Annotated in this window: 8 protein-coding genes; 3 read left to right on the top strand and 5 right to left on the bottom strand. The window is 55.1% G+C overall.

Going from position 1 to position 14,126, the window contains the following annotated elements; translation table 11 throughout:
* Positions 1 to 189: 189 nt before the first annotated feature.
* Together acrD and narQ are read right to left on the bottom strand one after the other, a co-directional pair.
* Positions 190 to 3,303, bottom strand: a complete 3,114-nt coding sequence (gene acrD / locus ACS603_RS06850) for a multidrug efflux RND transporter permease AcrD (RefSeq protein ID WP_182061972.1) — start codon at positions 3,301 to 3,303, stop codon at positions 190 to 192.
* Positions 3,304 to 3,504: 201 nt separating this feature from the next.
* Positions 3,505 to 5,199 (bottom strand): nitrate/nitrite two-component system sensor histidine kinase NarQ, encoded by a 1,695-nt coding sequence (gene narQ / locus ACS603_RS06855; RefSeq protein ID WP_474943994.1) that lies wholly within the window; start codon positions 5,197 to 5,199, stop codon positions 3,505 to 3,507.
* Positions 5,200 to 5,393: 194 nt separating this feature from the next.
* Here narQ and aegA point away from each other — a divergent pair, with 194 nt between their 5' ends.
* The 3 genes from aegA to ACS603_RS06870 all read left to right on the top strand — a co-directional run bounded on the left by aegA (position 5,394) and on the right by ACS603_RS06870 (position 9,181).
* Positions 5,394 to 7,370 (top strand): formate-dependent uric acid utilization protein AegA, encoded by a 1,977-nt coding sequence (gene aegA, locus ACS603_RS06860; RefSeq protein WP_182061970.1) that lies wholly within the window; start codon positions 5,394 to 5,396, stop codon positions 7,368 to 7,370.
* A 67-nt stretch (positions 7,371 to 7,437) separates the two neighbouring features.
* Positions 7,438 to 8,028, top strand: a complete 591-nt coding sequence (gene nudK, locus ACS603_RS06865; protein ID WP_474943995.1) for a GDP-mannose pyrophosphatase NudK — start codon at positions 7,438 to 7,440, stop codon at positions 8,026 to 8,028.
* A gap of 109 nt (positions 8,029 to 8,137) precedes the next feature.
* Positions 8,138 to 9,181 carry a DUF1176 domain-containing protein gene (locus ACS603_RS06870; protein WP_182061968.1) on the top strand — a complete coding sequence of 348 codons (1,044 nt, stop codon included), beginning with the start codon at positions 8,138 to 8,140 and terminating at the stop codon, positions 9,179 to 9,181.
* On the opposite strand, the gene ygjK is transcribed toward ACS603_RS06870, so the two are convergent.
* Genes ygjK through ACS603_RS06885 form a run of 3 tightly spaced genes read right to left on the bottom strand, consistent with a single transcriptional unit; the run spans position 9,178 to position 14,080 of the window.
* Positions 9,178 to 11,529: an alpha-glucosidase gene (gene ygjK / locus ACS603_RS06875; protein WP_474943996.1), complete on the bottom strand. Its 2,352-nt coding sequence runs from the start codon at positions 11,527 to 11,529 to the stop codon at positions 9,178 to 9,180. The two genes, ACS603_RS06870 and ygjK, sit on opposite strands and share 4 nt — an antisense overlap.
* 17 nt (positions 11,530 to 11,546) lie before the next feature.
* Positions 11,547 to 12,605 (bottom strand): protein YgjJ, encoded by a 1,059-nt coding sequence (gene ygjJ / locus ACS603_RS06880; protein ID WP_315686397.1) that lies wholly within the window; start codon positions 12,603 to 12,605, stop codon positions 11,547 to 11,549.
* Between the two features lie 38 nt (positions 12,606 to 12,643).
* A complete protein-coding gene (locus tag ACS603_RS06885; RefSeq protein ID WP_446493690.1) occupies positions 12,644 to 14,080 on the bottom strand; it encodes an amino acid permease in 1,437 nt (478 codons plus the stop codon).
* Positions 14,081 to 14,126 lie beyond the last annotated feature (46 nt).

Raw genomic sequence — 14,126 nt, forward strand, 5'->3', positions numbered from 1 at the left:
CTTTCAGTAGAAATTGCAAGAGCACTAAAATAACTAGAATAACCATAGTGTGAAGTAATCACACAATAAAAAGGCGGCCTTAAGAGCCGCCTTTTTTATACCCGTTATACGCCAGATTGCCCGGGCGATGGCCTGGCCTGCACACCCCCCGTCATGCAACCCGAATTATTTCGGGTATATTTCAGTGCGTTATTCAGGACGCTCCTTCAGCGGGAAGCGCCGACGCACCAGCACAAAGAACAACGGAACAAAATAGATGGCCAGAATGGTGGCTGAAATCATACCCCCCATTACGCCTGTCCCAACCGCATGTTGGCTACTTGAACCTGCACCTGAGCTGGTCGCCATAGGCAAGACGCCGAACACAAAGGCCAGTGACGTCATCAGGATCGGGCGTAAACGCTGACGGCAGGCGTGCAGCGTGGCCGACATCAGATCGTGACCTTTCGCATTCATCTCGTTGGCAAACTCAACAATCAGAATGGCGTTTTTTGCTGACAAGCCAATTACGGTGAGCAACCCGACCTGGAAGTAAACATCGTTTTCCAGCCCGCGCATCCAGGTCGCCAGCAGCGCGCCGATCACGCCAAGCGGCACAACCAGCATGACGGAGAACGGCACAGACCAGCTTTCATAAAGCGCAGCAAGGCAAAGGAAGACCACCAGCAGTGAGAGGGCATAAAGGGCAGGAGCCTGGGCACCAGAGAGCCGTTCCTGGTAAGACATTGCCGTCCATTCGAGGCCAAATCCGTTCGGCAACTGCTGCACCAGTTTTTCCATAGTGTCCATCGCGGTCCCTGTACTGATGCCCGGCGCGGCTTCACCGACGATTTCTACCGCAGAATAGCCATCATAACGCTCCAGACGTGGAGAACCACTTTCCCAGTGCGAGCTGGAGAACGCAGAGAAGGGCACCATGCTGCCCGCATTGTTACGCACAAACCAGCGGTTGATATCATCCGGCAGCATTCGGAACTGTGCATCGGACTGGACGTAAACCTTTTTCACACGCCCCCGGTCCATAAAGTCATTCACATAGCTGGAGCCCCACGCCGTTTGCAACGTGTCGTTAATATCATCGATAGAAACGCCCAACGCCTGCGCCTTACGCTGGTCAATATCGACCTGTAGCTGTGGGCTGTCATCAAGGCCGTTATGACGAACACGGGTCAGAGTGGCGTCTTTGCTTGCCAGGTCAAGCAGCTGGTCGCGCGCCGCCATTAAGGCCGTGTGTCCGGCACCGGCATGGTCCTGAAGCTCCATATCAAAACCGGCGGAGCTACCCAGCCCGCTGATGGCCGGCGGACTGCTGGCAAAGACGCGCGCTTCCTTAATTTTGTTAAACGCTTTGGTGGCGCGTTCGATAATGGCAAACGAGGTGCCCGTTTTCGTGTCGCGCTCATCCCAGTCTTTCAGGCGCACGAACATGCGCGCCACGTTTTGACCGTTGCCGCCAGGCCCGGAACCGACGGTTGAAAACACCGACACCACGTTGTCTTTCTCTTTGGTGAAGAAGTAGTGCTCAACTTTCTCGACCACTTTCAGCGTCTGCTGTTGCGTTGCCCCGCTGGGCAACTGCACGGATGTGGTGAACATACCGCGGTCTTCCATCGGCAGGAATGACGTAGGCAGATGCAGGAACAGCCAGACCATTCCGCCCAGCAGCACAACGTAAATCATCATCCAGCGCAGGCTTCGGTGCAGCACCCGGCCAACGCCCGCTTCATAACGCGCCGCGTTACGATTAAACATGCGGTTAAACCAGCCGAAGAAACCTTTCTGGCCGTGCTGTTCACCCTTATGCAGCGGTTTAAGGATCGTGGAACATAAGGCCGGGGTGAGGATCATCGCCACCAGCACCGAAAGCACCATTGCCGACACTATGGTGATGGAGAACTGGCGATAAATCGCGCCGGTTGTGCCGCCAAAGAACGCCATCGGAATGAATACCGCCGAGAGCACCATCGCGATACCCACCAGCGCGCCCTGAATTTGTCCCATCGATTTACGCGTTGCGTCACGCGGCGATAGCCCTTCCTCGCTCATGATTCGCTCGACGTTTTCGACCACCACTATGGCATCATCCACCAGCAGGCCTATCGCCAGCACCATCGCAAACATGGTCAGGGTGTTGATACTGTAGCCAAACGTGTAAAGCACCGCGAAAGTGCCCAGCAGCACCACCGGCACCGCAATGGTCGGGATAAGCGTGGCGCGGAAGTTTTGCAGGAACAGATACATCACCAGGAACACCAGCGCGATTGCTTCGAGCAGGGTTTTCACCACGTCCTCAATTGAGGCCTTCACGAAGGAGGTGGTTTCGTAGGCGACTTTGTACTCCAGCCCGTGCGGGAAATATTGCGAAAGCTCGTCCAGACGATCCAACACCAGCTTCGCGGTGGCCATTTCGTTCGCCCCGGACGCCAGTTTGATCCCCAGACCGGACGCCTGATTGCCGTTAAAGCGGCTCAGGTAGTCATACTTTTCCGCCCCCATTTCTACCGTGGCGACATCCCCCAGGCGTACTTCAGAGCCGTCCTGATTCACCCGCAGCGTAATATTGCGGAACTGGTCAGGCGTTTGCAGCAGCGACTGCGAGTTAATGGTGGCGTTCAGCGCCTGCTTATCAACGGAAGGGGTACCGCCCAGTTGCCCGACGGCGATTTGGGCATTCTGGGATTTGATGGCGTCAGTCACGTCTGTCGCGGTCATCTGGACGCTGTTCAGCTTGTTGGGATCCAGCCAGATGCGCATGGAATATTGCGAGCCGTAGGCATCGATATCGCCGACACCGTTGATACGGCTGATAGGATCCTGAATATTACTGGCAACGTAATCTGCAATATCCTGCTTATCCATTGAACCATCGGTGGACACAAACGCAATGGTCAGAATGTTGGTATCACCGGTTTTACGTACCGTGACGCCCTGGTTCTGGACCGCCTGAGGCAACTTACGCATGGCCGATTGCAGCTGGTTTTGTACCTGCTGTACAGCTTCATCCGGGTCAGTACCGGCGGTAAAACTCAGGGTGACCGTCGCCTGCCCGGTGGCGCTACTTTGCGAGGACATGTACATCAGGTTATCGAGCCCGGTCATGTTCTGCTCGACGACCTGCGTTACCGTATTTTCCAGCGTCTGTGCCGACGCACCAGGGTAGTTTGCCGTGATACGTACGTTTGGCGGTGCCAGGTCGGGATATTGCTCAACAGGAAGTGAAGTAATAGCCAGGACGCCAGTCAGACACAAAATAATTGCTAGCACCCAGGCAAAAATGGGGCGATCGATAAAGAAATTCGCCATGAAAATGTGACCTCTTTTTGCAGCACGTCATTATTGTATATTGCCCGCATCACTCTAGCGGTAAGGCGAGGGCCAAACGTGGAGAAATAAAGGAGATATTGTAAATTATCATGCCCTTTTACAGCGTTCCTCCCCGCAGGCGTAACGGGAAGTATCACGCATGGCAGTGGCGTGAGGGTGACATTAGTCGTTAATTTACCGTTATTTACCCGCCAGGCTCATCGGCGTTCTGAATGTTACGCTGACCTGGGTTCCGCCATTCGGCGGCTGAGAAAAGTGCAGAGTGCCGCCCAGCCTGCCTGCGCGCTCGCGCATAATGTTCAGCCCGTAGTGTCCTGGCGGCTCGCTTGCCTCGCCAATACCAATCCCGTTATCGCGAATATTCACGCTGTGCGTCCCGTCAGTAGAGGTAATACAGCTGACGGTTATCTCACTCGCCTGGGCATGTTTAATGGCATTCAGTACCGCCTCACGGACTATCTGTAACAGGTGCACCTGCTTTTGCGCATCCAGCGCCAGCGAAGAAAGACGGCAGTCGAGGATCAGTCTGGCCTGCGTCTGGCTTTGTAAGCTATCCAGCGACTCCTGTAACGCCCCCGGCAGGTTGGCGTGGTTAAGCGTCAGGCGGAAGGTGGTAAGCAGCTCGCGCAGCTGATGCCACGCATTGTTAAGCTCGCGGGAAAAGTCAGTAATAATGGTTTGCGCCGCAGCGTTCTCTTCCGGCACGGCATGTTTGAGCAACGTAAGCTGGATACGTAAATACGAGAGCACCTGCGCCAGCGAATCGTGCAGCTCGCGAGCGATGGTGGCGCGCTCCTCCATTAACAGCAGCTGTTGATAATGTTTTTGTGCCTGGTTGAAGTAAAGCCCGCGACCCAGCATCGTGGCCACGCTTTTCATTAGCGGAACCGGAACCGTCCCCGTTTCACTTTGCCAGCGCAGCTCGCCGTAAAGCGTGTCCTGCATCAGTACCGGTAGGTTTTGCATCTTCAGTGCGTCCTGCTCACTGCCTTCGCAAAGCTGCCAGTCGTCGCTGGTGCGCAGCTCCAGATAACTCATCTGCGTGTACTCATGCACAATCTGCAAAATATGGCGGAAGCAGTGGCTGTCTATCTGTCCGGTATTCAGCGCCTGCGAGCACTTGAATAACATGTCGAGCTGCTGATGGGCTTCGTTCAGATGTTGGGTTTTTTCCGCAACGGAGTGTTCCAGAGAACGATACAGCGAGTGCAGCTCTGCCGACATATGGTTGAACGCGCGGGATAATTGGCCCAGTTCATTAGGCAGGTGGGTATTTGGGACCGGGGTACTAAAATCGCCCTGTTCAATACGTTCACTCGCCTCAACCAGATGGTTCAGCGGTGCCACAACCTGACGGCGGATGCCCCGCAAGGTAATGAGGGCGAGCAGTAAAATACCCAGCCCACCGGCGAGCGAAATCAGGATAACCAGCTGGATCTTGTGTTCCGTATAGTGCTGAAGCGCCAGCACAAAGGCGTCGATACGGCCGACAAAGTCCTGAATATGCGTCTGATACCAGGCGATGTCCCCTTTTGCTATCTGCCTGTCCATCTCTTGCCAGGCAAGGTGCAGCTGTTGGTAGCGCTGTTTAACGTTGTCCGGCACATACCAGCGGTCGAGCTTTTGCAGCGCGGGTGCGCTCAGGGTTTGCTGCCAGGTCTGGCGGTGTTTTTGCAGCTCCGGGCTTGCCCGCTGCATCTCGTAGCCCAGGCGATAGCTCTGCATTCGCAGGGAGCCTGCAATGTTAATGGCCTCAGCGTCACGCTGGCTGCTGGCGAGCGTCAGCAGCGCGATAGCGCTGGTGAAAACGGACAACAACACTATCGAAAAAAAAGCCCGAGCCAGGCTTCTGGAAACAGGTCGTTTAACGGTCACAAAACAGCTTCCTGAAAATAAAGGTAATCAGATGAAACGCAATTTCATCCCGAATGAAATAAATTGATCTGCCACAGGTTCACTGTAAATAGTTTGGCTTCCTGGGCATTTGAACATTGCCTGATAACACCGCACTCGGTAAATACAATATTCATATAAAGAATAAGGTTATTGAAGCCAAAACAGGTGTAGTTATGAATCGTTTTATTATGGCCAACAGTCAGCAATGTATCGGATGTCGTGCTTGCGAAGTCGCCTGTGTCATGGCGCACAACGACGAGCAACATGTCCTGAGCGAGCGCCATTTTCATCCCCGCATTACGGTACTCCGGTCGGGTGCCAGAAAAAGCCCCGTCACCTGCCATCATTGTGAGAATGCGCCCTGTGCGCAGAGCTGCCCTAACGGTGCTATTAGCAAAAACAATGACAGCGTACAGGTGAATCAACAAAAATGCATTGGTTGCAAAGCCTGCGTGGTGGCCTGCCCGTTTGGCACGATGGAAATCATCGTTACGCCGCTGAACAACGGTAGCGTGAAGGCCACGGCCCACAAGTGCGATCTCTGTGTGCAGCGCCCGCAAGGCCCGGCCTGCATCGAAAACTGCCCGGCGGAAGTCCTGACGCTCGCCACGCCCGGGGTACTGGATAACCTGGCAAAATCACGCCGCCAGCGCACCGCAAGGCTTGAAGCGCAGCCCTGGCATAGCGAGGCGGCACCGCGCCAAACGCCACCAACAAAATTGCAGCAGATGCAGGCGCTGGTACCCCGCGGTGAGCCGGACAAGCTTAGCCCTGAAGCCCGCGGCTGCAATTTTAACGAGATCTACCTGCCATTCCGGGCAGAGCAGGCGCATCGCGAGGCATCACGCTGCCTGAAATGCGGCGAACACAGCATCTGCGAATGGACATGCCCGCTGCATAACCACATCCCTCAGTGGATTGAGCGCGTGAAAGAGGGGGACATCGCCGGTGCGGTGGCGCTCTCTCATCAGACCAACTGTTTACCTGAAATTACCGGCCGCGTCTGCCCGCAGGACCGATTATGTGAAGGTGCCTGCACGGTGCGGGATGAATCTGGTGCAGTGACGATTGGCAATATCGAACGTTATATTTCCGATCAGGCGCTGGCCATGGGCTGGACACCAGATATGACTGGGGTCGTCCCGGTAGATAAACGCATCGCCATTATTGGCGCTGGCCCGGCCGGGCTTGCCTGCGCAGATGTGCTGGTGCGCCACGGGGTGAACGTCACCGTGTATGACCGACACCCGGAAATTGGCGGGCTGCTAACCTTTGGTATCCCGGCCTTCAAGCTGGACAAATCACTGCTGGCACGCCGCCGGGAGATATTTACCGCCATGGGGATCCACTTCGAGCTGAACTGCGAGGTGGGCAAAGACGTGTCGATGTCTCAGTTGCTGACTGACTACGATGCCCTGTTTATCGGCGTGGGCACCTATCGTTCGATGAAAGCGGGTATTCCTCATGAGGATGCCCCTGGTGTGTACGATGCCCTGCCGTTTTTAGTGGCCAACACGCGTCAGGTGATGGGGCTTGAGCCGACAACCGCCGAGCCATACATCAACACGCAGGGGCTGAACGTGGTGGTGCTTGGCGGGGGCGATACGGCGATGGACTGCGTGCGTACTGCATTACGTCATGGTGCGGCGAAAGTGACCTGCGCCTACCGCCGTGATGAGGCCAATATGCCTGGCTCGAAAAAAGAGGTGAAAAATGCGAAGGAAGAGGGCGCCGGGTTTGAATTTAACGTGCAGCCGGTTGAGCTGACGCTGGCGAAAAACGGACAGGTGAACGGGATCAGAATGCTGCGCACTGAACTGGGCGAGCCTGACGCTCAGGGGCGGCGTCGGCCAGTTGCGGTTGCGGGCAGTGAGTTCGTGATGCCTGCGGATGCGGTCATCATGGCGTTTGGTTTTAACCCGCACGCGATGCCGTGGTTGCAGGCCCACGGCGTCAACACCGACGACTGGGGGCGCATTGTGGCTTCTGTTGACAGTCCTTATCGCTACCAGACAACCAACCCGCAAATTTTCGCCGGTGGCGATGCGGTGCGCGGTGCGGATTTGGTGGTCACCGCGATGGCGGAAGGGCGTCATGCGGCGCAAGGGATGATGGACTGGCTTGGAGTTCGCGCACCCAAAACGCACTAAATCAGGCGGGCGACAAAGCGGGTTTCGCGGCGTAGTATAAGTACATTCATTGCGCCGTGGAGCCCGTATGACCCTGAAAATAGACGTTATCAAAGACAAAATTCTTTCTGAAAATTACTTTGTCCTGCGTAACATTACTTATGATTTAACACGTAAAAACGGTGAGGTGATCCGTCACAAGCGTGAGGTCTACGATCGCGGTAACGGTGCGACCATCCTGCTGTATAACCGTGAAAAACAGAGCGTGGTGTTAATTCGCCAGTTCCGGGTTGCGACATGGGTAAACGGCAATCCGGACGGACGACTCATCGAAACCTGCGCGGGTCTGCTTGATGACGACGAACCAGAAGTCTGTATCCGCAAAGAAGCCATCGAAGAGACGGGCTTTGAAGTGGGCAGGGTGAAAAAAGTCTTTGAGTTATTTATGTCGCCAGGCGGCGTAACGGAATTAGTGCACTTCTTTATTGCGGAATACAGCGATGCGCAGCGCACTCACCGGGGCGGCGGCGTGGATGACGAAGATATTGAAGTGCTGGAAATCCCTTTTTCTCAGGCATTAGCAATGCTGCGTTCAGGGGAGATCAAGGACGGTAAAGCGGTGATCTTATTGCAGTATTTGCAAACAACCGGGTTAATGAACGGTTCTTTCGAACGGTAGTCTGATGACTTTCGGATAAATCTATCCGATAAATCCGATTGAGCCCGCCTGGTTGTAACACGAAGATACTGCCCAGATTTACGTTTTTGTTTCCGGGATTGTGCCATCCATGCGCTATTGCGTTTTTATTCTCTCGTTATGTTGCGTGCTACGTGCGCCTCTGGTGTGGGCTGCGCCTGCACAGCAGTCTTTCTCTGACTGGCAGGTAACCTGTAACAACCAAAACTTTTGCGTTGCACGCAATACCGGTGAACATCATGGGCTGGTGATGACGCTCAGCCGCAGTGCCGGTGCGAAAACAGACGCCACGCTGCGTATCGACCTGGGAGGGCTTGATTCCCCGTCGGTTAAAGAGCCTGACATCGCGCCGCGCCTTCTGCTGGATAACGCCCCGTTAAAGCTGGATCCACTGCACTGGCAGGTCACTGCGTGGCATTTAATGACGGATGACGCCACGACCATTACCGCCTTTTTGAAAAGCATTCAGGAAGGCAAAGCGCTGACCCTGAAAGGGGGAAGACAAATTATCTCCCTGGACGGGCTGAAGGCCGCTTTGCTGTTTATTGATGCCCAGCAAAAGCGCGTGGGCAGCGAAACCGCGTGGATTAAAAAAGGTGGCGAGCCGCCGTTGAGCGTGCCGCCTGCACCTGCCCTGAAAGAGGTGGCGGTCGTGAACCCCACGCCGACGCCGCTTTCCCATGATGAACTCAACGATCTGCTGGATTACGGCAGCTGGCGGATGAACAACAGCCAGTGCTCTCTTGATCCTAATCGCCGGGAAGTGCGGGTAACGGCATTAACCGACGACAAGGCGCTGTTGATGATCAGCTGTGAAGCTGGAGCCTACAACACCGTCGACCTGGCATGGCTGGTGTCACGTAAAAAGCCCTTTGCCGCCAGAAGCGTCAGGCTGCGACTGCCGTTTACGCCGTCGAGCGACAGCAGTGAAATGGAGCTGATGAATGCCAGCTTTGATGAGAAAACCCGGGAGCTGAGCACGCTGTCGTTAGGGCGGGGGATTGCGGATTGCGGCATTCAGACCCGCTGGCGTTTTGACGGCCAGCATTTTCGCCTGGTGCGGTATGCAGAAGAGCCAAGCTGCGATAACTGGCATGGGCCAGATGCCTGGCCCACGCTGTGGATCACGCGTTAATCTTTACGGAAAAAGTCGTTATACAGCATGTACAGATGCGCCGCGCTCCACGAGAAGTTAGGTGCGCCTTGCTGTGCCCCTGTCAGTGGATTGTAGTTTTCCTGAATCGGGCCGTCTGACGTGAGCCCTTTCGCATGAGTAAAGAACGCCTGCGCCAGATGCTGCGCCTGCTGGCGATAACCGTAGCGCTCCATCCCTTTTAAACCAAACCAGAACTGATCTACCCAGACGCGGCCACGCCAGTAAATATCCGGGCCGAATGCCGGGTTTGTCAGTGCGGCAGTCCCGAGCGGCACGTAAGTATTGAACTCCTTCTCATCCAGCATCACTTTCACTACGGCATCAGCATGTTGCTGCGTTGCCGCGCCGTTAAACAGCGGTGACCAGCCTTCCGGCCCTTTACCACGCTCGACGATAGGTTTCCCCGCGCAGCCGTTTGCCAGCGGTTTGTCTTCGATACGAATGTCATAGTAAAAGCCGCTGGCGGCGTCGAACATGCAGGTATTGATATAGTTCGCGAGCTTATCTGCCAGCTGGCGATAGTGAGTTGCGTCCTGGGTTTTGCCAAGCACGGTCGCCATTTGCGCCAGATAGTGATTGTCGCTGTACATATAGCTCGCTTGATCGACCGACTCCTGCAACAGGGAATAGCCCAGCAGTGTCCCTTCTTTACTGCGGTTCTCTGCGAATTTCACCGTCCAGTCGCTGCGTTTCCCGCCGTTTTTCACGTACGCATCCAGCTGTTCTTTATCAATAAAGCCGAACACGGCGGCGTCATCGCGTCCTGATTCCCAGGAAGCGGCCACTTGCGCCGGAATTTCAAGGCTGTCGTAATGCCCGTTGCTGACCACGTTTTCGTACTTATCGAGGCCAGAAAGCGACTCTTCTTTCTGGCCTTTTTTGACCATAAACAGCATCTCGCCGCCGGGCGTGTTATGGGCTTTGTCCCTGGTTGCGCCATATTCCGGCACACCGTTGCCGTTATGATCACGGTTACGCAGCCACCAGTCATGATACGCCGTCAGTTTTGGGTACATCTCGGCAAGCCAGGTTTTGTCGTGAGTGACGTTGTAAACCTCCATCACTGACCATGCCGCCAGGCTCGGTTTGGTGTTGCGTTCGTTCCAGTTACCGCCATCGCCGCCGCGTTCCGGGCTCAGGTTCCAGGCAATAAGGTCGGGCACAAAACCGGCGTCCTGCGGGCGTACCGGATCGTCGGGTTTGATTTGCCAGGAGAAGACCGCACGGATGTTCTCTTTGGCAATGTCTGGGTTGAAGTGCGACATGGCAAAGGCCTGCTTCCAGGTATCCCACGGCCAGGTCTGGTTGCCAGAAAACCAGCGCCCGGTCACGGACGGCGTAACCGTGTTGTAGCGCACTGCACCGCCCGGTGAGCGCCAGTTGCCGTTGAGGGTTTCAATAGCTTTTACCGCCACGCGAGTCTGCTCCTGCGTGGCGTTCGGATTGCTTAATCCTTTGCGCAGATACTCTTCCCAGCGCGTTTTTGAGGCGCTCATAAAGACGGCGGGGCGCGCCAGAATATCGCGGATTTGCGGCTGTTCACGTTTTGCTTCATCGGCATTCAGCAGATGGGAATAGGTGGTGTAGAGCGTGGTGCTGCCGGAAATGTGTGCCTTGCTGATAAAGCGGTGGCCATCCACGCTGGTCTGTGTGGCTATCGATTTATGGATCTGATATTCCGAACTGCCGGAGGTCAGCAGATCCCAGGTTGAACGCACTTTGCCGAAGGTGACTTTCAGCCCATCGCGGGTCGGGACAATCTGGCGCTGATAATCCGGGAACGCACCGTCGATGGTTTTATCTGAGAGTGGCTTGCCACTTTTGGCTTCCAGTTTTTCCAGCAGTTCGCCGTCCCACACCAGGTCGAGTGGGGTGCTGCTGGTAATTCGGGTTTCCAGCAGCGAGGTACGCGAAGAGGCGAAGCGCAGCGTCATCTCAATCTGCACGTCTTTGGCGGTGAGCTTTTGCACCAGCGCGCCGGGGAGACTGTAAGCCTCAAGCGTAAAGTCCACTTTCTTGCCGTTTTGCCAGACGGTCAGGCGGTCAAAATTGGTCGCCATAAAATTGATGTACTCTTCGGTGAGCAGCGCGACGCCGGGAAATCCCCCCTGGGTCTGCGGCCCGTCCGGCAACAGATGACCATGCCAGGCACCCAAATCGAAAAAGGGGTTAAAACGCTGGTGGTCATCATCATCGAAATCGTGCATGTATGCCGGCGCGCCGGTACGGTTTATGACATTTTTAAACGCGTCAGCCGTGGCGGCGTGTGCGGAGAAACTCAACGCGAGCACGCAGGCCAGCGGGGTCAGACAGGTCGATATTTTCATTGGCGGTGGTTCTCTTTTTACCAGTAGAAATATTGCATCAGGAAGACCCGGTCACTCGGATCGCCTGAGGCATTTTTCATATAGAAGCGGCTATCGGCAGCGGTGGCGAAGCGCCCGCCGCCGTATTCGTACCAGATACCAAACTGCATAAACGACGTAGTTTCGTCGGCCGCGTTGTCCGGGCGATGCCGGGCGTAGCTGTAGGCAGTGGAGAGATAGACACCCTTAAGCGCCTCTACCATGGCGCTGACCATGTACCCCGATTCCGTACCGGAGGTGTCCTTGCCGCTGGCGCGCCCGGTATGGTGCCAGGCGCGAGCGGCCAGGTTCGGGGACAAAATGCCGGTCAGAAAGAGCTGGCCGGTGCCATCGGTAAGTTCCAGTCCATTCATCCAGGTGACGTCTTTAACGATGTCATACTGGATATAGCCGTTCGCCATTGCCGGGTAGGTGTACTTATCGTCATAGCGATCGTATTTGCCAAAATGCAGCCAGGCCTTGCTTTCGTCATGGTGCCCCGCAGGCGTGGCGGTCACGCTGTAGCGCAGGTTACCCGAACGATTCTGCACCTTGAGGGCGTACATGATGTCGCGCGTATTGGGGATCACATACCCCATGTCCGGCGTGAAGTCGCCCCACCATTGCAGGTCATCAAGCGAGGAGTCCTGCCGCACGCTGAGCATGATTTCGGTGTCGTTATCGGTTTTATAACCGCCGTATAAACGGTTAAGCCCGCCTTCAAAACCGCCCCAGCTGTGATCGGGGACCCAGGCATTGCCCTGGCTGTCGGCCTGCACCGTCCAGCCTTCGCCGTAAATCAGCCCAAACCAATTGCCCTGTTTTATTTCCAGACCGCCCTCAATATAGGTCCCGTCGCTGTATTTGTGTTTTTCCTTGCCTTCCAGATCCATATATCCGCCGACACCCAGCTCGCCATAAAAGCGGTATGACGGAGAACTTATCTGCGGTGTTTTCGTGTCATCGTGCTCTGCCGGCCGCGCGTCCTCTGCGGCAAATGACGGGCAGCAGAAAGAGAGGGCAGCGAGTGCCCCAGCATAATTTGCTTTAATTTTCATAAACTCATCCCAAAGAAATAAAATCCCTGCCTGCTGTATCAGGTAATATTTGAGGCGGGTGATGCTTCAACTTCTTGTTGTTCTTTTGATAATCCCTTTACGTATTTACTGTATTTCCACCAGGCAAAGCCGAGGAATAAAACAATACCGCCGACGTTATAGAAAATAATGGTCAGAATATTGCCGCCGGTCGGGAAGGTTGAGGCAACAAAGCCGATGGCGAAAATAACAATCAGCATCGACACCACCACCATGCCCGTGGTACGTGACCCCATTTTGAAATCGCGCGGCAGATGATCGAGCTTACGCCGCAGGTTCAGGTACGCCAGCATGATGAACAGCGGTGGCAGCATAGAGGCTGCGGCGGTCATATTAATGACGGTGTTCATCAGATCCTGCGCGGTATTCGAGCCCATAGTCGGGATAATCATCAGCGGGATGACAATCAGAAATTGTATCCAGGCCGCGCGAGCCGGTACGCCGTTCTGGTTCAGGGCCACGGTTTTCGGGCCAAAAATCCCGGTTGGAATTTCAGAGAAGAAGATTTTTACCGGCGTGGCAGTCCACATCAGCAGCGAGCCAAACATCGCAGTAAAGGAGACCAGGCCCACAAAACGGTTCATCAGCACTTCAGGCAGACCAAACCAGACCGCCAGGCCGTGAAACACCTGCACTGAACCACCGGTAAATTTCAGCTCTTTGCTGCTGATAAAGACGTTAATCAGCACAGAAGTGATGGAGTACAGTACGCCGATAAAGATCCCCGCCAGGATGATGACCTTAACGAAAGATTTTGAGCCGCCCTTCACGTCGTTAACGTATACCGCAACGGACTCAGCGCCCCCGGCGGCCATAAAGATCCAGGTGGTAATGCCGAGGAATGCCCAGTTGAAATGGGGAATCATCGCATCGACGGTAATCGGATCGGCAGGCTGCACGCCGCCCATCAGCGCCGCACCGGCCAGCAGGATATAGGAGAGCGTCAGCAACAACATCAGCGTGGAGGTCACAGAGGTAATAGGCCCCAGCATTTTCGCCCCGTTAGTGGACACCCAGGTTGAGAAGGCGAAGAGCACCATGCTCAGTACCGTGGTGGCAAACGGCGTAAGAATGTACTCATAGCCCAGAAAGGCGTAAGAGGCGTAAGCGATAACGCGCGGTAATAATGAGGTGAAAAAGAACAGGTTAACAAACCAGTAGGTGTAGGCGGTGATAAATGCCCAGCGTCCGCCAAGCGAACTTTTCACCCAGGCATACACCCCGGCTTCGGAGTTTTTATTCAGCGACACAAACTCCGCGATGATTAAACAAAACGGAATGAAGTAGAACAGCGTGGCTAAAAAGAACATCGGAGCCGAGGCGAGCCCCAGTTCGATATTATTGTTGATAACGTTGTTAAAACTAAAAACGGCGGCAAACGTCAGCGACAGCAGGCCGAATTTGCCGATGGTATTGCGCTTGGTTGTTTCAGACATAACGTTTCTCCGGGTACGAGGAGGATAGCGGTGCTGCATTGGCACC

The organism is Enterobacter sp. Li2LvB3 (assembly GCF_056156645.1).